Source organism: Bacillus toyonensis BCT-7112 (genome assembly GCF_000496285.1).
Classification (GTDB): Bacteria; Bacillota; Bacilli; order Bacillales; family Bacillaceae_G; genus Bacillus_A; species Bacillus_A toyonensis.
Genome location: NC_022781.1, coordinates 948721 through 973998 on the forward strand (window position 1 = coordinate 948721; position 25278 = coordinate 973998).

The 25278-nt window shown below is 33.8% G+C and carries 25 protein-coding genes; 6 read left to right on the forward strand and 19 right to left on the reverse strand.

Features of this window, described 5'->3' with window-relative positions:
* Window positions 1–136: 136 nt before the first annotated feature.
* The 5 genes from BTOYO_RS04810 to BTOYO_RS04830 all read right to left on the reverse strand — a co-directional run bounded on the left by BTOYO_RS04810 (window position 137) and on the right by BTOYO_RS04830 (window position 5419).
* A complete protein-coding gene (locus tag BTOYO_RS04810) occupies window positions 137–2554 on the reverse strand; it encodes a heavy metal translocating P-type ATPase (protein WP_001005320.1) in 2418 nt (805 codons plus the stop codon).
* 95 nt (window positions 2555–2649) lie between these two features.
* Complete coding sequence (copZ, locus tag BTOYO_RS04815; RefSeq protein WP_000436967.1) at window positions 2650–2856, reverse strand: copper chaperone CopZ; 207 nt, start codon at window positions 2854–2856, stop codon at window positions 2650–2652.
* Between the two features lie 203 nt (window positions 2857–3059).
* Window positions 3060–3362 carry a metal-sensing transcriptional repressor gene (locus tag BTOYO_RS04820; RefSeq protein ID WP_000349642.1) on the reverse strand — a complete coding sequence of 101 codons (303 nt, stop codon included), beginning with the start codon at window positions 3360–3362 and terminating at the stop codon, window positions 3060–3062.
* A gap of 450 nt (window positions 3363–3812) precedes the next feature.
* Complete coding sequence (locus BTOYO_RS04825) at window positions 3813–4040, reverse strand: hypothetical protein (protein WP_000849103.1); 228 nt, start codon at window positions 4038–4040, stop codon at window positions 3813–3815.
* A 308-nt stretch (window positions 4041–4348) separates the two neighbouring features.
* On the reverse strand, window positions 4349–5419 hold the full coding sequence (locus tag BTOYO_RS04830) for a helix-turn-helix transcriptional regulator (RefSeq protein WP_000273065.1): 1071 nt from the start codon (window positions 5417–5419) through the stop codon (window positions 4349–4351).
* 87 nt (window positions 5420–5506) lie between these two features.
* On the opposite strand from BTOYO_RS04830, the gene BTOYO_RS04835 reads away from it, so the two are divergent.
* The gene (locus BTOYO_RS04835) at window positions 5507–6196 is read left to right on the forward strand and encodes a class I SAM-dependent methyltransferase (protein WP_001104348.1); all 690 of its coding nucleotides are present in this window, start codon (window positions 5507–5509) and stop codon (window positions 6194–6196) included.
* A 44-nt stretch (window positions 6197–6240) separates the two neighbouring features.
* On the opposite strand, the gene BTOYO_RS04840 is transcribed toward BTOYO_RS04835, so the two are convergent.
* The 6 genes from BTOYO_RS04840 to BTOYO_RS04865 all read right to left on the reverse strand — a co-directional run bounded on the left by BTOYO_RS04840 (window position 6241) and on the right by BTOYO_RS04865 (window position 11987).
* Window positions 6241–7059, reverse strand: a complete 819-nt coding sequence (locus BTOYO_RS04840; RefSeq protein WP_001098325.1) for an alpha/beta hydrolase — start codon at window positions 7057–7059, stop codon at window positions 6241–6243.
* 14 nt (window positions 7060–7073) lie between these two features.
* Window positions 7074–7895 (reverse strand): ABC transporter ATP-binding protein, encoded by an 822-nt coding sequence (locus BTOYO_RS04845; protein ID WP_000025775.1) that lies wholly within the window; start codon window positions 7893–7895, stop codon window positions 7074–7076.
* 14 nt (window positions 7896–7909) lie between these two features.
* Entirely contained in the window at window positions 7910–8932 is a 1023-nt protein-coding gene (locus tag BTOYO_RS04850; protein ID WP_023441018.1) for a FecCD family ABC transporter permease, read from the reverse strand.
* Window positions 8925–9932: a FecCD family ABC transporter permease gene (locus tag BTOYO_RS04855; protein ID WP_001173039.1), complete on the reverse strand. Its 1008-nt coding sequence runs from the start codon at window positions 9930–9932 to the stop codon at window positions 8925–8927. The genes BTOYO_RS04850 and BTOYO_RS04855 overlap by 8 nt, the downstream gene beginning before the upstream one ends.
* A 27-nt stretch (window positions 9933–9959) precedes the next feature.
* Window positions 9960–10925: an iron-hydroxamate ABC transporter substrate-binding protein gene (locus BTOYO_RS04860; protein WP_001035500.1), complete on the reverse strand. Its 966-nt coding sequence runs from the start codon at window positions 10923–10925 to the stop codon at window positions 9960–9962.
* Window positions 10926–11228: 303 nt separating this feature from the next.
* Window positions 11229–11987 (reverse strand): exodeoxyribonuclease III, encoded by a 759-nt coding sequence (locus tag BTOYO_RS04865; protein ID WP_000767610.1) that lies wholly within the window; start codon window positions 11985–11987, stop codon window positions 11229–11231.
* A gap of 154 nt (window positions 11988–12141) precedes the next feature.
* On the opposite strand from BTOYO_RS04865, the gene BTOYO_RS04870 reads away from it, so the two are divergent.
* From BTOYO_RS04870 to BTOYO_RS04880, 3 genes are read left to right on the forward strand one after another with little or no spacing between them, the layout of a single operon-like run.
* Window positions 12142–12738, forward strand: a complete 597-nt coding sequence (locus BTOYO_RS04870; protein WP_000551292.1) for a bifunctional transcriptional activator/DNA repair enzyme AdaA — start codon at window positions 12142–12144, stop codon at window positions 12736–12738.
* A complete protein-coding gene (locus tag BTOYO_RS04875; RefSeq protein ID WP_001089819.1) occupies window positions 12719–13249 on the forward strand; it encodes a methylated-DNA--[protein]-cysteine S-methyltransferase in 531 nt (176 codons plus the stop codon). The genes BTOYO_RS04870 and BTOYO_RS04875 overlap by 20 nt, the downstream gene beginning before the upstream one ends.
* Window positions 13246–14157: a DNA-3-methyladenine glycosylase 2 gene (locus tag BTOYO_RS04880; RefSeq protein WP_000123493.1), complete on the forward strand. Its 912-nt coding sequence runs from the start codon at window positions 13246–13248 to the stop codon at window positions 14155–14157. Before BTOYO_RS04875 ends, BTOYO_RS04880 begins: the two co-directional genes overlap by 4 nt.
* 39 nt (window positions 14158–14196) lie before the next feature.
* Here the strand turns inward: BTOYO_RS04880 and pepT are convergent, their stop codons facing one another.
* On the reverse strand, window positions 14197–15429 hold the full coding sequence (gene pepT, locus BTOYO_RS04885) for a peptidase T (protein ID WP_000807008.1): 1233 nt from the start codon (window positions 15427–15429) through the stop codon (window positions 14197–14199).
* A gap of 196 nt (window positions 15430–15625) precedes the next feature.
* On the opposite strand from pepT, the gene BTOYO_RS04890 reads away from it, so the two are divergent.
* On the forward strand, window positions 15626–16270 hold the full coding sequence (locus tag BTOYO_RS04890; protein ID WP_001241268.1) for a YczE/YyaS/YitT family protein: 645 nt from the start codon (window positions 15626–15628) through the stop codon (window positions 16268–16270).
* A 119-nt stretch (window positions 16271–16389) separates the two neighbouring features.
* Here BTOYO_RS04890 and BTOYO_RS04895 read toward each other — a convergent pair whose 3' ends face one another.
* The 3 genes from BTOYO_RS04895 to BTOYO_RS04905 all read right to left on the reverse strand — a co-directional run bounded on the left by BTOYO_RS04895 (window position 16390) and on the right by BTOYO_RS04905 (window position 18520).
* Window positions 16390–16707: a hypothetical protein gene (locus tag BTOYO_RS04895; RefSeq protein WP_000738320.1), complete on the reverse strand. Its 318-nt coding sequence runs from the start codon at window positions 16705–16707 to the stop codon at window positions 16390–16392.
* 325 nt (window positions 16708–17032) lie between these two features.
* Window positions 17033–17608, reverse strand: a complete 576-nt coding sequence (locus BTOYO_RS04900) for a histidine phosphatase family protein (RefSeq protein ID WP_000102868.1) — start codon at window positions 17606–17608, stop codon at window positions 17033–17035.
* Between the two features lie 108 nt (window positions 17609–17716).
* Complete coding sequence (locus BTOYO_RS04905; protein ID WP_000882565.1) at window positions 17717–18520, reverse strand: alpha/beta fold hydrolase; 804 nt, start codon at window positions 18518–18520, stop codon at window positions 17717–17719.
* 435 nt (window positions 18521–18955) lie between these two features.
* On the opposite strand from BTOYO_RS04905, the gene BTOYO_RS04910 reads away from it, so the two are divergent.
* Complete coding sequence (locus BTOYO_RS04910) at window positions 18956–21676, forward strand: sensor domain-containing protein (RefSeq protein ID WP_000773578.1); 2721 nt, start codon at window positions 18956–18958, stop codon at window positions 21674–21676.
* 104 nt (window positions 21677–21780) lie between these two features.
* Here BTOYO_RS04910 and BTOYO_RS04915 read toward each other — a convergent pair whose 3' ends face one another.
* The 4 genes from BTOYO_RS04915 to BTOYO_RS04930 are packed head-to-tail and all read right to left on the reverse strand — an operon-like array spanning window position 21781 to window position 25135.
* Entirely contained in the window at window positions 21781–22845 is a 1065-nt protein-coding gene (locus BTOYO_RS04915; protein ID WP_001035077.1) for an undecaprenyldiphospho-muramoylpentapeptide beta-N-acetylglucosaminyltransferase, read from the reverse strand.
* 48 nt (window positions 22846–22893) lie between these two features.
* Window positions 22894–23244, reverse strand: coding sequence for a DUF6572 domain-containing protein (locus BTOYO_RS04920; protein ID WP_002093408.1), 351 nt, complete (start codon window positions 23242–23244; stop codon window positions 22894–22896).
* Complete coding sequence (locus BTOYO_RS04925) at window positions 23241–24152, reverse strand: SDR family oxidoreductase (RefSeq protein WP_000739099.1); 912 nt, start codon at window positions 24150–24152, stop codon at window positions 23241–23243. Before BTOYO_RS04925 ends, BTOYO_RS04920 begins: the two co-directional genes overlap by 4 nt.
* A complete protein-coding gene (locus BTOYO_RS04930; RefSeq protein ID WP_000932618.1) occupies window positions 24149–25135 on the reverse strand; it encodes a UDP-N-acetylglucosamine 4,6-dehydratase family protein in 987 nt (328 codons plus the stop codon). The genes BTOYO_RS04925 and BTOYO_RS04930 overlap by 4 nt, the downstream gene beginning before the upstream one ends.
* Window positions 25136–25278: the final 143 nt, after the last annotated feature.

Here is a 25278-nt window from a genome sequence, read left to right on the forward strand (position 1 = left end):
CTACTATAATAAGATTCAATATTGCTGCTTTATTATACCTTTTTTCTTTTTATACAAACAAAAAAACAACACTTATTCAAAGTATTGTTTTTTTGTATAAAAGCATTTTCAATTACTCTATAAATTAAAATTTTTATTATTTTAATTTCACTCTTTGCAATCTTAGTGCATTTAATACGACTGATACCGAGCTAAATGCCATCGCCGCCCCTGCAACCCAAGGTGCTAAGAAACCTAATGCTGCAATTGGGATCCCTAAGCCATTATAAGCTAACGCCCAGAATAGGTTTTGCTTAATATTTCTAATCGTCATTTTACTCATAAAAATTGCATCGGCAATACTATTTAAATCACCACGGATTAACGTAATATCCGCTGCTTCCATCGCTACATCCGTTCCTGTTCCAATTGCCATACCAATGTCTGCTGTAGCAAGAGCAGGAGCATCATTTATTCCATCTCCAACCATCGCTACTTTCTTACCTTGCGCTTGCAGTTTTTTCACTTCTTCTGCTTTTCCTTCTGGCAATACTTCTGCAATTACGTGATCAATACCAACTTGCCCTGCAATTGCCTGAGCAGTTTGTGTATTATCCCCTGTAATCATAACAACGTCTAGACCCATTTTCTTAAGTCGTGCGATAGCTGCTTTTGAAGTATCTTTTACAGTATCCGCAACAGCAACTATTCCAGCATACTCCTTATCTATCGCTATTAACATTGCTGTTTTTCCTTCTCGCTCTAGCTCTTCCATCGATTTAGAAACTTCTTCAATATCAATATTAAACTTCGTCATTAATCGACGTGTACCAATTAATAATTGTTTCCCTTCAACAATCGATTCAATACCGAACCCAGGAATTGCTTCAAATGTTTCCGAACTTGGTATATCAATTTTCTTTTCTTTAATTCCTTCTACTATCGCTTCTGCAAGTGGGTGTTCAGAATTTTTTTCTGCCGCTCCTACTAAACGTAGTATTTCTTCTTCATGGAATCCATCTGCTACAATTATATCTGTTAATACTGGCTTCCCATTTGTCACAGTACCCGTTTTGTCTAAAATAACCGTATCTAATCGGTGCGTTGCTTCTAAATGCTCTCCACCTTTAAATAAAATACCATACTCAGCTGATCTTCCTGATCCAGCCATAATAGATGTAGGTGTCGCAAGACCTAACGCACATGGGCAGGCGATAACAAGTACTGCTATCATTTTCTCAAGCGCTCCGCCAAAATCACCAGGTGTAACAAATATCATCCACACTGCAAATGTAATAATAGCAATCACAACTACAACCGGTACGAAAATACCAGAAATTTGATCAGCTACCCGTTGAATAGGCGCTTTCGATCCTTGCGCTTCTTCTACTACTTTAATAATTTGAGCTAATGCCGTATCTCTACCTACCTTAGTTGCTTTAACTTTTAAAAATCCATTTTTATTTATTGTAGAACCAATTACTACATCTCCAATTGTTTTATCAACTGGAATACTTTCACCCGTTAACATCGATTCATCAATCGCAGATTTTCCTTCTACAATTTCTCCATCAACTGGTATTTTTTCACCAGGTTTTACATAAACGATATCACCAGCTACCACTTCTTCGATTAAAATCTTCATTTCTGTTCCATCTCGTACAACTGTAGCTGTTTTCGCTTGTAATCCCATTAACTTTTTAATTGCTTCTGATGAACGTCCCTTTGCCTTTGCTTCAAATAATTTACCTAAAATAATTAATGTAATAAGTACCGCACTCGTTTCAAAATATAAATCTGTCATATGTTCCGAAGAACCAATAGATTGAATACTTAAATATACACTATAGAAATAAGCGGCCGACGTTCCAAGTGCCACGAGAACATCCATATTCGCACTTTTATTACGTAACGCTTTATAAGCTCCAATATAAAACTGTCCACCAATGATAAATTGAACAGGAGTTGCAAGAGCTAGCTGTACCCAAGGGTTCATTAGCATATCAGGTAAATAAATAAACGATGTAAATGAGAAATGACTCACCATTGCCCACAATAACGGGAATGATAAAATAAACGAAATAATAAATTTTTTCTTTTGTCGTTTAATTTCTTGTAAGCGATGATCTGTTGATCCATCTCGCTCATCTGATTTCACTTCTAATTTATATCCTAACTTTGTAATCGTACTCTTCATTTCATTTACACTGACTTCATCAGGATTAAAGTCTACCGTTGCCGACTCTAAAGCGAAATTAACCGTCGCTTTGTTCACACCATCTAACTTATTTAAACGCTTTTCAACTCTATTCGCACATGCTGCACATGTCATTCCTGAAACAGTAAATTCAGCTTTATCACTTACAATTCCATATCCTAACGATTCAACTTTTTCTTTAAAGTGTTGCGGAGTTGTTTTAGTTGGATCGTACATTATTTTTGTTTTTTCAAGTGCAAAATTTACATTTGCATCATGAACACCTTCTACTTTTTTCAGACCTTTTTCAATTCTATTGGCACATGCTGCACATGTCATTCCTGATATTTGAAGATTGGCCTCTTTTTGTTCATTCATGTCTCTCACCTCTATATACCCTTGTGAGGTATAATTATTAGCAAAATAAATCGTACTTCGTTTAAAGTACGATTTATTTCCATATCTAAAAATAATTATTGAACATCGTATCCTTGATCTTCAATTACAGCAACGATATCTTTTAATGTTATAGCAGACGAGTCGATAGTAACTTCAACAGTTCCTTCTGCTAATTGAACCTTCACTTTTTCAACACCGTTTAGCTCTTTCACACTGCTTTCGATAGAGTTTACACAATGTCCACAAGACATACCTTCAACTTTTAATGTTAACTGTTCCATTTAAAATCCTCCTCTTGTTTCTTCATTGTTTGTTAATCACAACTACATTTTACTATACCCCCCTAAGGTAATCAATGGTTTTGTATCATGATTTTTCAATTATTTTCTAAACGTTTATTTTACACACACTTTTTCACTACAATACACCTAAATCCAATATACGGGTAAACAAAAAAACAAGCCAGTTACATACTAGCTTGTTTTTACGCTTTTGAAAAACGTTCAAATACTGTCATTAATTCTTCAATTGCTTCGTCACCATTTCCATTTTTAATAGCTCCTGAAACACAATGACTCGTATGATTTTTTAAGACACCCATTCCTACTTTTTTCATCGCTGCATTAATCGCTGAAATTTGCACTAAAATATCAACGCAATAACGATCATTTTCAATCATATTTTGAATACCACGAACTTGTCCTTCGATTCTCTTCAATCTATTTATAATTTGCTCTTTTTCTTTTTCTGATCTATGTGTTACTGATTCATGCTCTTTATGATCCATATTATCACCTTCTTAAAATTTCTCTTCATCCAATAAAACAATTGCTTTTATGAGTATACCAATTATAGCATTAAATATCTATGTATGATACCCCATATGAGTATATTTCCACTTTATGATTATTCTTAACACATTATTAGCTTCTCAGTCTCAATTTTTATTATACCCTTTCCTTTTTGTAAAAAAATCATTATATCTCCAATCAAAATCCAATAAAGTGAAATTTTAATTAGCCCTCACCAATCGAGCTTTTATGGGCAGCCCGACCTTCACCTACCTTCTTTGCTTTCGCTGAATTTTGAGGTGGGGGTCTTACTGCCTGGCAAATAGCGGGATAAATTGAAACAATAATAAGCGGGGATTGTCCATCCCCGCTTATTATTCGCCTACAAATATAAAAGCCTCAATCTTCACACGTTTAAATTGAGACTTTTTTCTTCCTATATATAGTTATTGCTGATCACATACTTTTGTATCATTCACTACTGAAGTTCCTTCAACGGTCACCGTATGAAAACAATCATTCACTCGAACTGTCACAACATTATCTTGCCGATCAATGATATGATATTCATTAAAATTTTTATTCAGAGCACTGCGAATTTGTTCTCCTTCATAAATTGGGATGCCATGTGATAGAACCCAAATCAGTCCAGCGATAGCAAGAATAGTTTTCATACGATCTACCTCCTTGAGAATATAGTGAACTTTTAATCCGCGCTTTTTCAGCTCTATTCCTCTTGATTTGAATGAATCAAGCCTTTTTGGAAATAAGTTCATTTCGTCTATTTTATGTTTATGCTAATTGTGACGGAAATGTGACAACTTTTTGTCTCTTTAGACGAAAAGTTGAAACAAAACTTTCAAAAAGGACAATTCTACTTATGAAAAAAGGTTACGGAATGTTTCATCCATAACCTTTTTTCAGCCCTATTTTACAACTCAGCCACCGTACTTCATGTGATTTTAGTAGACTTGTTTTATTTTTATTTATCAACATCAAAGCAAAATCTCGAAAAAACTTCCCACACAAGTTCATTTCTACTACTTACCCCAGTCTTTTCAAAAATGGATTTTAAATGATCTTGTACTGTGTATATAGATATACACAGTTCTTGGGCTAATTCCTTTGTCGACATACCTGTAAGAATTTTACGTACTACTTGCTTCTCACGTGTTGTAAAACTATAAACTTCCATAATAAGCGGAAAGATTTCTTCTGGTCTTGCTCTTTCGAAAAGAACAACATAACCAGCCTGAAAACTACTTGTACATTCTAACTTACTGGCCCGAATGATTAGAAAATGTCCATAGGCTAAAGGTATACAAACTTTTTCTTCTCTCCGTATGCAATCTACATTATATTCGTTAGCCTTTACTTTCGAACAAACTGCTCGTATTGGTCTTGGTATTTCTTTTATATTTAACTGTTCATACTTTCTAAGATTTGAGAGCCAATCGCTGCCATCTTGATTCCAATATAATAAATTAAAATCCTCACTTAATATAATCGTGCCTGTCCCTATCACCTTCTCTTCTGAAAAAGGTATAGGAAATGCCTTTTTTAAAGCCTCTCCAGCAATTGGGACTATCGTTGCTAAGTACTTACAATCATCGATATGAAAAACGGGACTGGTACTCCCTCGAAATAAACTAAGATGCCCAAAACATTTCCCCTTACTTATACAAACGCCCCTTAATTCATCTCCAAAACTTGCTGGTTTTAAAATATTTCGGTATCTAGAACTTTTCTTTTGCTCACCATTTGTCGCCATACTAAGAGCAGCAACATGAGGTGAGTGTTCTGATAAATATTTAAATTTATTAAAATCATCATCTAGAAATTCATTCATAAACAATTGTGGATGAATCTTTTCAACACTTGCATCCGTAAATGCCCCAGTAGATAAAAAAGAAATTGGGTCTATAATTGTAAAACAAGCGGCTTCAAAATCAATAACTTTACGAATCAAGTGGAGAAATGACTTTTGAAATGTCCTTATAGAACTTATACGATTCGCTAGCATTGTAATTTCTTTCGTTGTTTTTTCATACATCCTCTTCCCCCCAGATTTATGGGATTGTTCACCTTCATACATTTATTTCATAATAAAGCTATAGTACATATACTTAGGAGGTCAAAAATGAATTGGAATGATACTACCGTAAGTTCATATGAACAAAGAATTCCATTAAAAATCCCAAGCTATTACACCCTATACGACATGATAAATCATTTCTTGTTTACTACACTCCCTAAAGAACATATCAATCCGAATTTACTAGTTATAGGTGCTGGAGGTGGACAAGAGATCCTCTCAATAGGTAAACAAAATAGCAATTTATCTTTTACAGGTGTTGATCCATCTGAAAGCATGCTACAGTTAGCTAAAAAAAGAATTGAAAACGAAGGCGTACAGAACCAAATTCACTTCGTACATGGAACTGTCCATTCATTATTACCAAATTCGTTATTTGACACCGCTACCTGTATGCTTGTTCTTCATTTCATCCCAACTATTGAGGAGAAAAAAGAGCTTCTTCATGAAATTAGTAGGCGCTTAAAACCTGACGCTCCATTCTTTCTCTCTACAATAAATGGTGTACCCCATACAAGTATGTTTTCTGCGCAATTGAATGCTTGGCAAAACTACATGATACAAAATCAAATTCCATTAGAAGATTGGGACCGGTTTGAAAATTCTTTTGAAACAGACATATTTCCTATTTCCGAAAATAATCTACTTGCTATTATGGAGGAATGTGGATTTACTCAAATCAATCGCTTTTTCACTAGCTTTTTAATTGATGGATACGTAGCAATAAAACAATAATGAAAAAAGGTAAGCAATCGCTTACCTTTTTTCATATACTTCTTCTACACTTGACTAATAAATCGCAATCCTTTACTTAAAGACGTTGGGACAACAGATGCGTGATTCTCCCCTTCCGCTTCATAAAACTTAAATTTAAGTTTATCATGTGTTACTTGGAGAAGTCGCTCTGATAATTCATTTGCACCTACAACCATATGCTCTCGTTCTAGTGACCCAACTGTAAGGAATACCCCTGTTTCAAACTTAGCATTGTTTAATTCATTTATAAGGTTCTCTTCTTTTTCAAGTACAGATCGGTTATTCCACCAAATAGATGGACTACTAATAAAATAATTTTGAAAGGCATTTACGTTTGTAAATAGTATGTGTAAAGCAAATAGGCCACCTAGCGAATGCCCAAATAACGTTTGTTTTCCTTTATCAATCGCAAAACTTTTTTCAATTTGCGGTTTAACTTCTTCTTCAATAAAAGTAAAGAAGTTATGTGCTCCTCCTGTTTTAGGCCACGGTTTACCGTCTGGTTTTAAAGGAGCATCTTTTGAAATTACGCTAGGTGTAAAATCATAGCATCTTTCTTCTCCTGAAAATGCTCCTTCAATTGGATAACCGATACCTACTATAACGGCTGGTGAAACACCTGTTTTTTCAGCCCTTACTGATTGTATTTTAACCGCTTCATGAAATGTTTGAAAAAAGGCATTGCCATCTAATACGTATATGACAGGGTATCCTGAATCCGGTGCTGGTTGCCTCGGCTTTGAAATATGAATTTGATATTCCTTACCCTCTACTTTTGAATACATTTTCCACTGTTCTGTATTAGATGTAATAATCTGCTGTTTTTCAATAGTAGTATTCACCCTATCTCCCCCTTTTAACTCGTTACATATATTTCTACTTTTTCTTCTTGAGATACAACACTATCATAACCGAAACAAACAGGAGCCCCATTATACGGGTCAATCATGACACGCGCATCAATATGAAATACTTCTTTTAATACTTCATTTGTAATAATTTCTTCTGGACTACCAGTTGTAACAATTTCCCCATCTTTCATTGCAATAATTTCATCGGAAAACCTTGCTGCGTGGTTAATATCATGCAATACCATTACAATCGTACAATTATGTTCTCTATTTAACTTTTCTACAATTTGCAATACATCTAATTGGTGAGACATATCAAGATATGTAGTCGGTTCATCTAATAGCAACACTTCTGTCTCTTGCGCTAAAGCCATCGCTAGCCATACCTTTTGTCGTTGACCACCTGATAAATTTGCAATTTGTCTCGTTCTAAATTCTGAAGTTTTCGTTATATCTAATGCCCAATCAATCATTTCTTTATCTTTTGAGGTTAACTTGTTTACGTTATTTCGATGTGGATAGCGTCCATAAGAAATTAATTCTTCTACTTTAAGCTCTCCTGGTGCAATCGGAGTTTGCGGAAGTAAGGCTAACAGCTTGGCAATTTCTTTCGTTGGAATTGTATTTAAATCCTGTCCTTGCAAATAAACTTTTCCGCTTTTTTGCTTTAAAATTCGTCCCATCGTTTTTAATAGTGTTGATTTACCGCACCCGTTTGGCCCTATAATTGTCGTTACTTTTCCTTCTTGTATTTCCACATTTAAATCGCGAAACACTGTAAGTTTTTCATAACTCGTTTCTAAATTTTTTGCACTTAAAATACTCACTTTTATTCCTCCTCTTACGCTTTCGCCTTATAAAGTAAATATAAGAAATACGGTACACCGACAATAGAAATAACGATTCCAACTGGTAACTCTACAGGTGTGAAAACTGTTTTTGCAATAAAGTCTGAAGCAATTACAAGAAACATTCCGATTACTCCGCACGTAGGAATGATATGCTTATGCTGAATACCAACAAGTCTTTTCGCTATATGCGATGCCATTAGTCCGATGAAACCAATACTTCCTGAAACAGCAACACATGCGCTCACAAGTCCGATACTACTTAATAGTAAAATTGATTTCTCTCTTTCTACTGAAACACCTAAACTCGTAATACTCGTTTCTTCCAATTGAAATAAATCTAATAAATAAGCTTTCTTCTGTATAAGTGGAATTAAAATGATAAGCCACGGTAACATAGCAATAATATACTTCCAGTTTGCACTATATATGCTTCCAGACACCCAAACTGCAGCCATCTCAAAATCAGATGATTTCATTTTGAGTGATAAATACATAGAGAATGCGCCAAACCCTGAACCGATTGCAATCCCTGTTAACAAAAGTCGCTGCGAATCTAACTTACCGTTTTTCCAAGAAAACAGATAGATTATAATGGCTGCACCTAATCCACCAACTAGGCCAAACATCGGCATCATCATTATAGAAATCCAGTCTGTGCTCTTTAATTGTCCTTGAAAGAAAAACATAAAAATGACGATAGCTGTACCTGCTCCGGCATTTACTCCTAAAATACCTGGGTCCGCCAAACCATTTCTCGTAATCCCTTGAATTACAGCACCCGCAACGCCTAATCCTAATCCTACTAATCCAGCAATTACAATGCGCGGAAGACGAAACTCAAAAATAACTAAATCATGCTCTGGTAACGGATCTATTCTAAAAAGTGTTTTAAATACATCTGTAATCGTAATATCAAACGTTCCATTCGTTAAACTAATATAAATGGCACATAGTATTAAAAATATAATAATCCCCATCGTCATTCCAAAACGTTGACTTGAACTTTTAAGCATGTCTCTCTCCTCCTCTTGTACGGATTAAATAAAGGAAGAAAGGAATCCCAATTAAAGATGTAACGACTCCAATTGGCGTTTCAAATGGATAGTTTACAAATCTACTTAATACATCACATAAAGCTAAGAAAACTCCACCAATAACACCCGCACATGGTAAAATCCACTTATAATCTACCCCAATAATAAAGCGAGTAATGTGTGGAATAATTAAGCCTACAAAACCAACTTTTCCTACTAAAGCAACTGCTGTTCCTGTTAAAAAAATTACTGATAAAATTGCCATCGCTTTTACTAGTTTTGTACGCTGCCCTAGATTAATAGAAACTTCTTCTCCTAAAGAAAGAATGGTAATAGATTTCGCTATTAACAGCGCTAAAACTATCCCAATTATCCCAAAAGGTATCGTGATTTTAATTATATTAGGGTCCACTTGGTCTAACTTTGCATTAAACCAAAAACTAACATTTTGAGAAATTTGGAAATACGAAGCCATCGCAGCTGATACACTGCTTAAAAATGTTCCAATAACTGTCCCTATAATTGCTAACCTAACAGGAGATAAGCCATTTTGAAGAAGTGAGCCAAAACCAAACACGATACCGGCCCCTAGTGCAGAACCAATCATTGAACATAAAACCATACCGATTGATGACATTCCTGGAAGAAAAATCATACATAGTGTAATAACAAAGGCTGCACCATCCGTCACACCCATAATAGAAGGGGATGCAAGATAGTTTCTTGTCATCCCCTGCATAAGTGCTCCTGATATGGCTAGAAATGCTCCGACTAAAAGAGCTGCAACTACCCTTGGTAAACGTGAAGTAATAATAATATTATGATTTACATCGCTTGAATCAAAATGAAATAATGCGTTCCACACTGTTTCAGCATCAATACTTTTCGCACCATACAAAATAGAAAGTATAACTGTAGCTAAGATGAGTATGGGTGCTATACATAATATAGTTACTGGTACTGCATTTGTTTTCTGCATATCATTCAACGCACCTTACTTATTGTATTATTTAGATAAATTTTTCACTGCTTCTTTTAAGAATGCTGTTTTACTCCAAGCTGTACCACCTTGTGCCATTGGATCCACAACGTTTACAAATACTTTCTTTTCTTTCGCAGCATTCATACTTTGCCAAATTGGATTGCTTTCAATTTCTTCTAGTACTTTCGGGTTTTTATTTTCACTTGCCTCGTATTGTAAGAAAATATAATCCGGGTTAAGTTCAGCAAGTTTTTCAAATGAAATTTTCTCTTGTGCTTTTACAGTTTTCAATTGTTCTGGAGCAGTTAGTCCAAGATCTTTATAAATGACAGGGTTAAAGTATACACCTTCAGGATATAGGAATAATTCGTTTGCTCTTAGTCTAACGACAAGTACTTTTTTGTCTTTTAACTTATCTCCTAGTTTTGCTTTTGCTTTTTCAGCGTCCGCATTGTAATCTTTAATAATCTTTTCTGCTTTATCTTTTTTACCAGTTAATTCTCCCATTAACTTTAAGTTATCCTCCCAATTTGTTGAAACGTGTGATACCGGGAACGTCGGAGCTACTTTTGTAAACTTTTCAGCTGTTTCTGCTGGGAATTTCGTACTTGATGTAATAACATCTGGTTTTAATTGAAGTAATGTTTCAAAATTCGGTTGCATTTTCTCACCAACAGATTTTGCACCCTCTAAATCTTTTTCAAGATACTTTGGTAATTTACCACCTACAGTAATCGCACCAACTGGTTTAATTCCAAGTACGGCCGCATCTTCCATTGACTCTAAACTAGCTGTCGCAATTTTATCTACTTTTGCTGGCACTGTATATTCTTTACCTAAATATGTAATTTTTCGCTTTTCGTCTTTTTTCGTTTCCGTAGCTTTTGTCTGTTGCTTTTGCTCCCCTGAAGTTTTATCCGCACTATTACATGCCGCTAACCCTACACTTAAAACTGTAACCATCCCTAACGTAAATAACTTCTTGTTCATCTTTATATATCTCCTCTCGAAACCTGTAAATAGATTATTTTTATATAAAAACTTAACTACATGAAACTTGTTCCATGCATATAATTCATTAGATTAATAATTTTATCCGGAACTCATTCTCGTTCACTTCCCCTAAACTATAATTCTTTCACACTTCATCCATTGATAACCCTTTTCACTGATAATGATTATCGTTACTAAGTATATATTTAATATGCAATTATTTCAAGAATGATTTGAAAAATTTTAACAAACTGAATTAAAAAGAAGTATCCGCCTATTATTAGCGAGATACTTCTTTTTTTAGAAATTTATATGTAATTCAACTGGGCAATGGTCTGATCCCATTATTTCACTGTTAATTTTCGCATCTGTTATTTGCCCTTTTATTCTTTCAGAGACAACAAAATAATCTAAACGCCATCCGATATTTTTCGCTCTTGCTCCCATACGATAGGACCACCAAGAGTATGCGCCTTCCTGATTAGGATAAAGGTGACGATACGTATCAACAAATCCTTCTTCTAAAATACGTGTAAACTTCTCCCTTTCCTCATCAGAAAATCCAGGGTTTTTACGGTTACTTTTTGGATTTTTTAAATCTATTTCTTTATGAGCAACATTTAAATCTCCACAGAAAACAACTGGTTTCTTTTCATCTAATTGCTTTATATAAGTCCTGAAATCATCTTCCCATTCCATTCTGTAATCTAAACGCTCTAATCCTCGTTTTGAGTTTGGCGTGTATAACGTTATCATGTAAAAATCTTCGAATTCTAAAGTAATGACTCTTCCTTCTTGATCATGCTCTTCAATGCCTAAACCGTACGTAACAGAAAGCGGTTCTTTTTTCGTAAAAATTGCCGTTCCTGAATAGCCTTTTTTCACAGCATAATTCCAATATGTATAATATCCCTCTGGATTTAAATCAATTTGTCCACTCTGTAATTTAATTTCTTGTAGACAAAATATATCTGCATTAGATTCCTCAAGGTATTCTAAAAATCCACCTTTTGCGATAACTGCACGTAAACCATTTACATTCCATGAAATTAACTTCACTTATAATCCTCCTCTTGCTGTTCACTTTCAAAGTTCATGCTATCACAAAATAGAAAAACAATCATATTTTCATCTTTGTAATCTTGCTCTTACATTTTTGAATACGTACATACGCACTTTATTCAGGTTATACTAATTTCAGAGGTGATGTTCTTTGCACAATGAAGGATTTACGTTAACAAGTGAGTATTGGCAAGCAATTATTCATAATGATTCTTCCTATGACAACAAATTCTTTTATGCTGTGAAATCAACTGGTATCTTTTGCCGACCATCGTGTAAATCAAGAATACCGAATCAAAACAATGTACGAATTTTTCTTCATGCAGAACAAGCATTGCATGAAAATTTTCGTCCGTGCAAACGTTGTAAACCAAATGGGATCACTTTACCAAATGAAGAGTGGGTAGTACAAATTAAAGAGTATATTGCAAAGCATTTTGACGAAGCATTAACTCTCGACATACTGGCGGAAATGTGCCACGGTAGTCCCTTTCATTTACAACGCACTTTCAAAAGAATAACAGGAATTAGCCCAATGGAATATATACAGCAATTCAGGATTGTGAAAGCGACGGAATATCTTTCACATACAAAGCAATCCGTTAAGGAAATTAGTACTGCTGTCGGGATAGAAAACCAAGAGTATTTCGCAACTTTATTTAAAACGAAAACTGGATTTACTCCTACTGAATATCGAAAAAAGAACGTAATGAAAGAGGGAGACAATAATGAATTCCTACAAAAATAAATCTATATATTGGACGCTACTTACACATAAAAATTGGTGCTTTCATATTGCGGCAACTGAAAATGGAATTTGTTTTATTGGATCACAAGACGCAAACTTTGAAGAACTAAATATATGGGCTAGAAAAAAAAAGCCCCAACATATATTGACTTGCAATCCAGATTACATGCAAACATATACGAAAGAAATTATCGAGTATTTAGAAAACAAGCGTGAAACTTTTACTTTCCCTATCGATGCTTACGGAACTGCTTTTCAATTATCCGTTTGGAATACGGTACGTGAAATTCCTTACGGGAAGACCTATTCTTATTCAGAAATTGCAGAAAGAATTCAAAAACCTACAGCTGTGCGTGCCGTTGCTTCTGCTATTGCCGCCAACCCTCTTCTCATTACGATTCCTTGCCATCGCGTTATAGGAAAAGATGGAAAACTAACTGGTTTTAGAGGCGGATTAGAAATGAAAAAAGAATTGCTCACATTAGAAAAATTACAGGTGGAATTCATATGACAGCAGAATATAATAACGCATTGACTTTAGCAGCTCCAAAAGAATTTAATTTCCAAGAAAACTTACGCTATCTATCACGTTCTAACAATGAATGTATGTTTCACATTGAAGATAACAAAATTTATAAAGTCATTCCTGTTGAACATGTAAACCCTTTAGTTGAAATTAGTATAAATACTGACGGAAATATTCAAATACGTTTTTTAGGAGAATCCTATAACTCTGAAAAATGGGTATGTGATGCTGTAGCTAACTATGTAATAGAGTGGTTTGATTTCACTACCGATTTAGCTCCTTTTTATACATTAGCTAAACATGATCCACTCCTTCAAGGCCCTATTCAAGATTATTATGGGCTTCGCACATTAGGTATTCCAGATTTATTTGAAGCACTTTCCTGGGGAATTATCGGTCAACAAATTAACCTCGCATATGCTTATACGCTAAAAAGAAGATTAGTTGAACAATTTGGAAGTTACGTAGAATGGAACGATAGAAAACATAGGATATTCCCATCACCTGAAACAATTGTAAATTTACATGTAGAGGATCTTAAAAAATTAAAAATGACGACTAGAAAATGTGAATATTTAATCGGTATTGCGAAGCTTATTACAGAAGGGAAACTATCAAAAGAATCGTTACTACAAACACAAGATGTAAAAATTGCTGAAAAACAATTAACCGCTATCCATGGTATAGGACCGTGGACTGCCCACTATGTTTTAATGCGCTGTTTACGCTTCCCTTCAGCCTTTCCAATTGATGATGTTGGTCTGCATAATGCAATTAAATTTATTACAGGTTCCCAAAATAAACCGACTAAAAATGAAATAAAAGACTTTGCGGCAAACTGGACAAATTGGGAATCTTATGCAACTTTTTATTTGTGGCGAGTGCTATATTAAAAAGAACCAAGTAGCACATTCGTACTACTTGGTTCTTTTCTAAGCTTGTTCTTCAAATCGTCTTGCGATTTCTACAATAACTTGAACAGCTTTTTCCATAGTATCTACCGAAACATACTCAAATTTACCATGGTAGTTTTCACCACCAGTGAAAATATTTGGCGTCGGTAATCCCATATATGATAATTGTGATCCATCTGTTCCACCGCGAATCGGGTGAATGTTCGGTTCGATATTTAAACTTTTCATCGCTTCATATGCAATATCAACAATTTCTCTTACCGGTTCAATTTTTTCAAGCATGTTATAATATTGATCATTCATTTCTAAAACGACCGCATCTTGCCCATACTTCTCTTGCATTTGCTTCACAATATTTTCAACGTTATTTTTACGTGTCTCAAAATTTTCACGATCAAAATCTCGAATAATGTAATACGCCTTACTTTGCTCAACATCACCATTTAAAGAAAGTAAATGATAGAACCCTTCATAACCTTCCGTATATTCTGGTGCATCTTCTACCGGTAGATGCCCATTAAACTCCATAGCAAGTTTAGTTGCGTTACGCATTTTATTTTTCGCTGTTCCAGGATGTGTATTCGTTCCGTTAAACGTTAACTTAGCACCTGCAGCATTAAAACTTTCATACTCTAAACCACCTAATGGACCTCCATCCATCGTGTAAGCAAATGATGCACCAAACGCTTCTACATCAAAATGCGCTGGCCCACGACCAATTTCTTCATCCGGTGTAAATGCTACTCTTATTTTCCCGTGCTTAATTTGCGGATTATGTATTAAATAGTTCATTGCAACCATAATTTCTGTAAGACCAGCTTTATCATCTGCTCCTAGAAGTGTTGTACCATCAGTTGTAATAATCGTATGACCTTTATATGATGGTAATTCCGGGAACTGCTCTGGTGTTAATACAACATTTAACTCTTCATTTAACGTAATTGCATGACCATCAAAATTTTCATGAATTTGTGGTTTTACGTTTTTCCCTGTAAAGTCTGTTGCCGTATCTAAATGGGCTAAAAATCCGATTACAGGCACATCCTTGTCCGTATTAGCGGGAAGTGTTGCCATCACATAACCATTGTCATCCATCGTTACTTCTGTTAACCCAATTTCTTTTAACTCTTCAACTAATAACTTACCAAATTCAATTTGTCCGGGTGTTGTTGGTACTGTATGGCTTTCTTCATTTGATTGGGTATCAATTTTTACATATCTCGTAAATCTTTCAATAAGTTCTTGTTTCAAGTTCGTTCACTCCCTTTTCTGTTTCTTTCTCCATTATAATCCTTAAAACGAAATATTTTAACTTTTTTGACTGTGAAGATGTATATTTCATTTACATTGTTAACAATTTTAAACGAATGATAAAAAGAAATAATATTTGTACATTAAAACCGTAACAGGTAACATACATAATTATAAAATATGGGAGGTTTTAAAGATGAGGCTAACTCTCTTTCGCTATTTTCTTTTTTTCTTAGGATTAATTTTCTTTGGCCTTGGAAACGCTCTTGCAGTCAAAGTTAAATTTCTCGGTTTGCATCCGTGGGAAGTTTTAAATATGGCCCTCTACCAAAGATTTGGATGGACCATTGGTACGTGGAGTGTCATATGTGGATTATGTCTCGTTCTCATTTCTTTACTAGTAGATCGAAAATATATAAACGTGGGCACATTTTTAAATGCACTACTTATCGGTCCTATTATGGACTTTTTCTTACAATCAAATATCCTTCCAAACGCTACTCATTATTTATGGATAAACTTACTCATCTTATTTTCCGGTATTGCAATCACAGGTATTGGGGGAGGTATGTATGTTGCGGCTGGAATTGGCGCTGGACCTCGCGATGGATTCATGCTTACTATTTCCGACAAAACGGGACTGTCTATTAGTCGTGCTAGAATCATAGTAGAATGCGTTGTATTAGTTATTGGATATATGCTAGGAGGTCCTGTTTTCATCGTAACGTTTCTATACACTTTTATTCAAAGTCCAATCTTTCAGCAATCATTTACAGTATTTCAAACACTTTTACATACTTTACATAACAAAAATAAAGAGCAAATTAATGAAAATATATAAAATACAACTGAATACCTATTGCTCTTTTCATTAACTTTCTAACAAATAATTCACCCTATTTACGATTCCCACCGCAAATAGGGTGTTTCTTTTTTTATCTCACAATATAAAAATATATACTACTCACTCACAGTAAAAGTATAGATATCGTCATAAACACAACCATTTACCCTAATCACATACTCGCCAGGTTTACTAAAACTAATTGTATATTTATTTAGCTGAATTGCTTCTTTATCTCCCGAAAGAACATCAATACTTCTACCACTCAATAAATAATGCTCACTTTGATTCATCTTTACATGAATCGCATTAACATTCTCCTCTTGCACTTGCGATGTTTCTGCAGCACTTATACTCGGTTCTAAAAAAAGTAGTCCGCTTAATCCAATTGTCCCCGCTAAAGCTACTCCCGCAAATTTCTTCATCTTTTTCATCACAATGACCTCCTTCTAAATTTAGCGCAAAGGCGATGTCTCCCCCTTACACCACAAAGCCTATATGTAACGGAATAAAAAGTAAACACGTACAACAAGACAAAATTCTACATCTTTTTCTCCTAATGCATATAAATCCAACGTTTGGAGTTTTGACACATTTAAAATTGTTTCCCTAAACCAATTCCCCCATAATTTATTCAAACACTGAATAATTACTTATTGATGTAACATTCTAAAAATAGTTGATAAAGATGCTTTCTATTCAAATAAAAAAGATTTTGCTATAAAAGTAACTTTTACAGCAAAATCCATGCAACCAATTTTATTCAGCTTTCCATAATCTCTCTACATTCATTAATTGTTCTTCTTTAAATTCCATCTTATATATATCCGGTTTTGCTGTATTCATTAAAAATTCAAGCCCATATTGCTTATCAAAATAGTTCATCATCAATGTCATGACAAGCCCATGTGTACCAATTACAATTTTGCGCCCTTGAAAACCCATTAAGATTTCTTTTAATACTTTCACTACTCTTCTCTGGCAATCCGCATATGACTCTCCTTCCGTTCGTGCAAAGTCCGGATTAGAGAACATCTTCTTTACAAGTGGATACACCTCTTTGTCTAATATAATCTGATCCTCACTTGCAAATCGACACTCTTTAAGATTTTCATATACTACTATTTCTTTTTCATAGAAATTAGCTGCCTCTTCTATCGTTAACATAGCTCTCTTATACGGACTTGAAATGAAAGTATCAATTCCCTCTGTTTTTAATATCTCAGTTACTCTATGAGTATCTAAATTTCCTTTCTCAGTTAATCCACGTGTTCTTTCATTCCCCTCTATTTTAAGTGATTCACCATGTCTAACCATGTAAATAAATGTACTCATAATTCCTCCTTAAGATTGTTTATACATCACGTTAATCTGTCCCATCCAAAAACTTAGGCGTAATCGCAATATTAATTTATTCTCCTTTAATATACTTTATACACTTTGCTAAGTTGTTCTTCTAATCCACTCTCCTACTAAACTCTCAAATAGTTCAGGCTGTTCAATTTGCAAATTATGTCCTGCCGTGTCTAACACAGCTAATGTCGCTCTTGGATAATTTTCAATCATTCCTATAATATCTTGATACCCTACTGTTATATCTTGTCTTCCAGCTAATAAAAGAACGGGTTTCTCATATTTCTTACGGTGAAAATCTATAGTAAGAGGGTAATTCTTTTGCAACCTTTCAATAAATTCATAATTAGCAACATCTAATCCTGGCTTAATTTCTTCTTTGAATCGTGTATATGTATATTCATTTGCTACCACTGCCAAATCGCAAAATTCTTCTCTTTCGATAGAAGTGAGCGTATTTAAAAACTCCTCGTCTCGTACAAGTACCTGTTTATCCGGTAAAAGTCTTTCTTTTGGTTGTGCTACAACAACAGGACATACTAACAATAATCCATTCACCTTCTCAGACATCTTTGAGAGTATCCCTCTAGCCAAATATCCTCCGTACGATTCTCCTACCAATAAGAATTTTTCAGTAGAAATAATCTCCTCAATAAATGCAATAAGTACTTCTAATATATGGTCTGAACTATTTATCCAATCTGGAGCGTTCGATTTTCCCATGCCAGGTAAATCAATATAAATTTTTTGATATCCTTCATATTTCTGAAATACTGATTCCATACATCTTTGCATTAACCTATGATCAGGGGCACACCCATGTATAATAAGGATTGGTTTCCCCTCTCCAACAATTTCGTAGTATATTTCTGCATCTTTAATTCGACATAACATTAAAAGTTCACCCTCTTTTTATAGTTTTAATGGCAACACTATCAAACCCACAAAATCATACTTTCTTATCATATTACTTCCCGGAACTTATTTTCAATTATAAATTTTCAGATTTTAAAACAGAAAGTCTTCCCTTTCGTTTTATAACTTAGAAGGAAGTCCCTTGTCATTTTATATGTAATGTTGCATCTCTGCTTGCAAATCACTAAAAAACCTTTAAAATCTAAAGGATGACTAAATATACAAATTCTATCTATATTCCTTATAAACTAAAAATTATTGAACGCAATACTTTTTCAATTTTAAGAAGTATTACACTCTTCAATTCTTTTCTTATTAGCATGCTTTTTATATGGAAATCTGATACAATCCTTAAGTAATATTATTATGTATAGATATTACGAATATGGTGCGTAATTAAAGAAGGTGATTTTATTGAAATTAAATAAAAATTTACAACTATGCATATTAATTACAACATTAGTATGCTATTCAATCTATTTTATGTTTTTCTTTCTGTTCCCTACTCATTTTTCAAATTTCAATGTACGCTTCGCTTCACTCATCATTGAAGCCATTACATTTGTATCACTAATTTACTCTATATATTCTAAAAAAGTTAGTTCAAATCCTTTTTGGATATGTATCACAATAGCAATTGGTAGTTTTTTATTAGGAAAAATAGTATATACGTATCAAGATAAGTTTTTTGAGATTCCAATACATCGTTTTACTGTTTCTGATGTGTTTTACATGTTTTTTCTAGTCTTCTGCCTTATCGCTTTCTGCTATAAAATCTTAAAAGAATGCAACAAATGGGAAAAGGCATTCTTTATTTGTGATCTATGCATAGTACTCATTTCCGTATTCACATTAGAATGGTATTTATTTAATCAGCCAGATTTAAATATATTTTCCCTTTCACTGGGAGATATTTTTCTTTCCTTTCTATATCCAATTGCAGACCTATTACTTCTTCTACTAAGTGTTAGTCTCTTTTTCCGCCCAACTGTTTTTAATTCCAAACGGAAAATTTATATTTTTATTTTTGTATTAATAAGTTCTGCAACTTTTAACTATATTTACTTCTACCTATATAGCCATTTAGCAAATGATACTATAACGCTATTACGTCTTTTATATAGAGTACCTATATTACTTATCGCAATAGCTGGTTCCATTTCAGACGATTATAATAGCAATAAAAATTATTTTACTGTACACCCTAAATTAGGGAAAAAAGTTTTAGTCGTATTCCCCTACCTTGCCGTCGCAATACTAATCGGGTTTACGTTAAAAGAACAAACATCATCTTCCACTCTCATTACAGGAAATTGTATCGCTTTTGTTTTTGTACTTATTCGACATTCTATTGTGGGTATGCAAAATGCTACTCTAACAAAACGTCTACAAGCATTTAATGCTCAACTTGAAGATAAAGTTACTTTAAGGACTTCTGATTTAGTCCATAAGTCAGAGGCTCTATCTGAGAAACAGCAAAAATTCGAATCATTATATGAATATCACCCTGACCCTATTTTTACAATTGATTTAAATGGAGTATTCTTAAATGTAAATAAGGCAGGAAGCGTCCTACTCGGAGCACCAACAAACGAGTTACTCGGTGAGACATGTTTCTCGATCATTTTAGATGAAGATAAACACAAACTGTTAACTGCATTAGAAAAAGTTAAACAACAAAAATCGGCATCCTTACAACTTAGTTCTCAATATAAAGATGGTTTTATTTATTTTTTATACGTTACCATCGTCCCTATTATGATAAATGGACAAATTTCAGGAAGCTATATTATGGTAAAGGATATTACCGCACAAAAAAAACAACAAGAAGAAATAAAATATTTAGCATTCCACGATGCTGTAACGAAAATTGGGAATCGAGCCTATTTCCATAAGAAATTAAGAAAAGTTATAAAGAATGCTCAAACAATAAATAGTGAGTTCGCATTATTATATTTAGATTTAGACCGCTTTAAAGCAATTAACGATACACTTGGGCATTCGTCAGGTGATTACATATTAGAAGAAGTGGCACAGCGATTCCAATCATGTCTTCCATCACATACTTATGTATCAAGAATCGGTGGCGATGAATTCACAATCTTAATTGAAAACTATACTGACCATGATTCCTTATTCCAGTTATGTAACGAATTATTTGAAAGTATGAAAAAACCATTTGTCATACATGAACAAAAATTAAATGTATCACTTAGTATTGGTATCGCTATTTATCCACATTCTGGAATCGATGCCTCTACACTTTTGAAAAATGCTAATGTCGCAATGTATGATGCGAAAGAAAAAGAGCTTAATTCAGTCTCTATTTATGACGATGTAATCGCTAAAAAAATTGAAAGACGATTACGATTAGAGAAAGATTTACCAAATGCACTTCAAAATGAAGAATTATTCCTTTTATATCAACCTCAAGTTGACAGTGAATCTAACAAAATTATCGGTGCTGAAGCTTTGATCAGATGGAACCATCCCGAATTAGGTGTTATTTCTCCATACGAATTTATTCCTATTGCTGAAGAAACACTACAAATTATTCCAATAGGAAAATGGACATTACAACAAGCTTGTGAGCAAATGAAACGTTGGCATGTACTCGGGTATTCTCATTTAAAAATAGGAGTAAATTTATCTGCTAAAGAATTTGAACAAGAAGATTTTGTAAAGTCTATTTCATTTACTTTAGCAACTACAGGCTTACCAGCAAGTTCTCTCGATCTTGAATTAACAGAACGAATTGCAATGATGGATGAAAGAGAAACATTAATAAAACTGCGTACACTAAAAAATTTAGGAATTCACATTTCAATCGACGACTTTGGTACAGGCTATTCTTCGCTTGCTTACTTACCTTTATATCCAATCGATACTTTAAAAATCCCGAGGGAATTTATGACAATGTCTGAAACGTGTGAAGATGGAATGGAAATCATTAAAACAATCATCACATTAGCACATACATTAGAGATGTCGGTTATCGCTGAAGGTGTAGAAACGAAAGAACACGTGAATTTCCTTCAAAAAAATAAATGTCAGTTTATTCAAGGTTACTATTACAGTAAACCTATTTATTCTAATGCATTTACTAAGCTGTTAAAAAACGGTATTCGTCTATAGTATATAGCTCTATACAGAATATAATAGGCTACATAATAATGAATTTGAAAAACAAAAGGAAAGAAGATACCTTCTTTCCTTTTGTTTTTCTATTTAACTTTCTATTATTTCACCACTTCATTTATTAAATCTATTAATTGATGAATCCCCTCATCATTTGTTTTCTTATATCCATTCATGTTTTGAACATATCTCTCCTTATTTGCATATAGCCGGTTTACTGCATGTGTAAATGCACTATTACTTGCTCTGTCTTGAAGTAAAACTTCCGCATACCCTTGCCTAGAAAAATAGTCAGCATTTAAAACTTGATCCCCTCTACTGGAACCGTTAGTTAACGGGATAAGCAACATCGGTTTCTTCAAAAATAACAATTCAGAAATAGCAGTAGAACCCGCTCTGGAAACGACAACACTTGCCATATTCAATATATGCGGCAATTCTTCCCCTATATATTCAAATTGCATATAACCTTCCATGCCAATAGATGAATCTACCTTTCCTTTACCGCACATATGAACAATATTAAAACTTAATAATAATGTATCTAAACTTTTCCTTACCATATCATTTATCCACTTAGCCCCTTGACTCCCACCCATAATTAACAATACTGGCTTATCTTGCTGAAATTCACAATAACTTCTTCCTCGTAATACGCTACCTCTCTCAATTTCTTCCCTTACAATTGGTCCTACATAAACTTTTTTCTCGTTACTTACATTCTCCCCTGTATGAGGAAATGTTGTGCATAGTTTTGTAGCAAAAGGCAATGCTATTTTATTTGCTAACCCTAACGTACTGTCTGGCTCACGTATTACGATTGGTACATGATTTAACCATGCCCCTATAACTACAGGAACTGAAACAAATCCTCCTGCCGAAAAGATAACGTCTGGCTTCACTTTCTTAATTAATTTATAACTTTGTAAGCAGCCTTTTATAATTTTAAAAGGATCTTTAAAGTTCTCCCAATCCCAATATCTCCGAAGCTTCCCCGTTGAAATACTATTGTACTTAACATTTTGAACTAATAACTTTTCAATTCCATTTTGAGATCCAATATACTCAACTCCCCATCCTTTTTCCATAAATTTAGGAATCAATACCATATTAATCATAACGTGTCCTGCTGTACCGCCCCCAGTAAAGAGAATCTTTTTATTCATAACTTATATCCACCTTTATCATTAAAAATCTTGCTTTATATCAATCTATTACATGTAAGTAAACTTACTATTATTTATATAAATATTTAACTCAAATCCTATATCTTGCAAAAGATCTTTGATGAGTTCATAAAAATCATTTCCATACTCACTACATTCACACTGAGTAAAGACTTGGATTACAGGCCTAATTCCCGTCTCTACTGCTGGATTTTTCCGATTAACCTTTTCCACGTATGCTCGACATTTATTTATCGCCTCATAGATGTGCAAAACATGCGCTTCTTCATCTTTCCAATCCAGCGTATCGACAATCGAAAGAAATAGTGTATTTTGATTATTTATTGCTTCATAACCATTCACATTCATATACTTCTTACACCCTTTTTTATTTTTCATTGCATGCAGATGTCACTGCACTTCGCATATTCAAGTACATCTTTTAATGATTGATGAAATTGAATTTCTGGGATCCAACCTAACTTTTTTATATCCTCTATTACTAAGCTCTCATTTGAGCTGCTTCCACTATTCTCTGTTTCTTTTATAGTAAAATGGAGCTGTGTTAATCTTTTATATTGTTCTAGTACATCTAATAAAGATCGTCTCACTCCTGATCCAATATTATATTGTTTCCCATTTATACCATTACGTAATAACACATGATACGCTTTAACCGCATCACGTACATCTAGAAAATCCCTACTATCTTTCAAACTGCTTACTTCAATAATCGCTTTACTCCTACCCGATTCTATATCTATCATTTTTTTTGCGAGAATCGAACAAATGCCATTCGATTCTCCTGGACCAATTAAGTTTGAGGGCTTTGCAATGATAATATTTGAATCCATTAATCCGCCCCAAGCCTCTGCAATAATGACTTGCATCGTTTTACTTAAACTATATGGATTTGAAACTTTTATGTTATTCATACTATCTGCTTGCAATGCAGATCCTATAACTAATGTTTTACAATGCGAAGCTTCCTGCTTAATCGCTTCTAATAAATACAAAGTCCCTATTACATTAATCTCCATGTATTCAAGAGAAGCTGTCCAAGACTCTATAACTGAATTTCTTCCTGCTAAATGCAATACATAGTCTGGTTTTATTTGTTTCATTACCTTCATTACTTCGCTCTTATTAGTTAAATCACAAGTAATACTATTTCCGATGTTTTCTCTATGTGGACGGTTTTGAAACATAGGAATTACATGAAAGCCCTGCTCTAAAAAATATTGGCAAGCATGTCTACCTGTGAAACCATTTGCACCAGTTATTAAAAGGCTTGCATTTTTTTTCATCGTAGAAATCCTCCCTTTAATAGCATTTGTTTCACCTCATCTTTTGCAAGTAAGTCTTGTTGAGAACTAAAACTCTTCACATCCACAAGCGGATAACTAGCATAATATTCTTGAAGTCCCTCTATAGGAATAGTCGGTAGTACCACAAAATAATTTTGATCAAAACTTATACTTGTTTTACTCTCTACTTCAGATAAAAGCATTTCACTTAATTTTTCACCTGGCCTTATCCCTACTTCTTTTATCTTCACGTATTCTTTTTTCGAATCTTCGATCAACACCTTTGCTAAATCTGTAATTTTACATGCCGGCATTTTCATGACAAAGATTTCCCCTCCTCTTCCGTCAAATGCTGCTTTAAATAACAACCGAACAGCATCTTCAATCGTTAAGAAAAATCTAGTCATATTTACATCGGTAATTCCTATTTGTGAAGACTTCTTAATTTGCTTTTTAAAAAGCGGCACTACACTTCCGCTCGTCCCTAAAACATTTCCACCACGAACACAAATGAATTTTGTTTTCTGCGTTTGCACATTCGCATGAACCATTAATTTTTCACCAATTGCTTTTGTCATCCCATACGTATTTGATGGATCCGCTGCTTTATCTGTTGAAACATATATAACTTTCTCAACTTGCATCTGGATAGATGCTTCAATTACATTTTGCGTACCATGTATATTTGTTTTTATAGCTTCATAAGGATAATACTCACATACTGGAACATGTTTTAAAGCTGCAAGATGGAATACATAATGTACATCTTGGCAAGCATAGACGAGTTGGTCTTTATCACGAATATCTCCAATGATAAATTTTAATCTAGTTTCATTTATAAACTGTTGCTGCATTTCAAACTGAACCGTTTCATTCCTTGAAAAAACTCTAATTTCTTTCGGTGATTTTTCTAATAATTGTTTTATAAGTTCATGTCCCCACGAACCTGTACCACCAGTAATTAAAATTATTTTATTAAGCATTTCTTTTCCTCCTGCTGTACATTTCATAAAAATTGTATTTATTAAAAGCTATTGAATTATTTTCAATTGATTCAAATCATAATTGTCATTTGTTACATTAAATTGACAAAATAAAAAAACAGAAACTATTAAGCATAGTTTCT

What these genes read in the sequence shown, in the direction of transcription:
- BTOYO_RS04810 (WP_001005320.1), bottom strand. Translation starts at nt 2,554, where the DNA reads ATGAATGAACAAAAAGAGGCCAATCTTCAAATATCAGGAATGACATGT.
- copZ (WP_000436967.1), bottom strand. Translation starts at nt 2,856, where the DNA reads ATGGAACAGTTAACATTAAAAGTTGAAGGTATGTCTTGTGGACATTGT.
- BTOYO_RS04820 (WP_000349642.1), bottom strand. Translation starts at nt 3,362, where the DNA reads ATGGATCATAAAGAGCATGAATCAGTAACACATAGATCAGAAAAAGAA.
- BTOYO_RS04825 (WP_000849103.1), bottom strand. Translation starts at nt 4,040, where the DNA reads ATGAAAACTATTCTTGCTATCGCTGGACTGATTTGGGTTCTATCACAT.
- BTOYO_RS04830 (WP_000273065.1), bottom strand. Translation starts at nt 5,419, where the DNA reads ATGTATGAAAAAACAACGAAAGAAATTACAATGCTAGCGAATCGTATA.
- BTOYO_RS04835 (WP_001104348.1), top strand. Translation starts at nt 5,507, where the DNA reads ATGAATTGGAATGATACTACCGTAAGTTCATATGAACAAAGAATTCCA.
- BTOYO_RS04850 (WP_023441018.1), bottom strand. Translation starts at nt 8,932, where the DNA reads ATGCTTAAAAGTTCAAGTCAACGTTTTGGAATGACGATGGGGATTATT.
- BTOYO_RS04855 (WP_001173039.1), bottom strand. Translation starts at nt 9,932, where the DNA reads ATGCAGAAAACAAATGCAGTACCAGTAACTATATTATGTATAGCACCC.
- BTOYO_RS04860 (WP_001035500.1), bottom strand. Translation starts at nt 10,925, where the DNA reads ATGAACAAGAAGTTATTTACGTTAGGGATGGTTACAGTTTTAAGTGTA.
- BTOYO_RS04875 (WP_001089819.1), top strand. Translation starts at nt 12,719, where the DNA reads ATGAATTCCTACAAAAATAAATCTATATATTGGACGCTACTTACACAT.
- BTOYO_RS04880 (WP_000123493.1), top strand. Translation starts at nt 13,246, where the DNA reads ATGACAGCAGAATATAATAACGCATTGACTTTAGCAGCTCCAAAAGAA.
- BTOYO_RS04890 (WP_001241268.1), top strand. Translation starts at nt 15,626, where the DNA reads ATGAGGCTAACTCTCTTTCGCTATTTTCTTTTTTTCTTAGGATTAATT.
- BTOYO_RS04895 (WP_000738320.1), bottom strand. Translation starts at nt 16,707, where the DNA reads ATGAAAAAGATGAAGAAATTTGCGGGAGTAGCTTTAGCGGGGACAATT.
- BTOYO_RS04900 (WP_000102868.1), bottom strand. Translation starts at nt 17,608, where the DNA reads ATGAGTACATTTATTTACATGGTTAGACATGGTGAATCACTTAAAATA.
- BTOYO_RS04905 (WP_000882565.1), bottom strand. Translation starts at nt 18,520, where the DNA reads ATGTTATGTCGAATTAAAGATGCAGAAATATACTACGAAATTGTTGGA.
- BTOYO_RS04915 (WP_001035077.1), bottom strand. Translation starts at nt 22,845, where the DNA reads ATGAATAAAAAGATTCTCTTTACTGGGGGCGGTACAGCAGGACACGTT.
- BTOYO_RS04920 (WP_002093408.1), bottom strand. Translation starts at nt 23,244, where the DNA reads ATGAAAAATAAAAAAGGGTGTAAGAAGTATATGAATGTGAATGGTTAT.
- BTOYO_RS04925 (WP_000739099.1), bottom strand. Translation starts at nt 24,152, where the DNA reads ATGAAAAAAAATGCAAGCCTTTTAATAACTGGTGCAAATGGTTTCACA.
- BTOYO_RS04930 (WP_000932618.1), bottom strand. Translation starts at nt 25,135, where the DNA reads ATGCTTAATAAAATAATTTTAATTACTGGTGGTACAGGTTCGTGGGGA.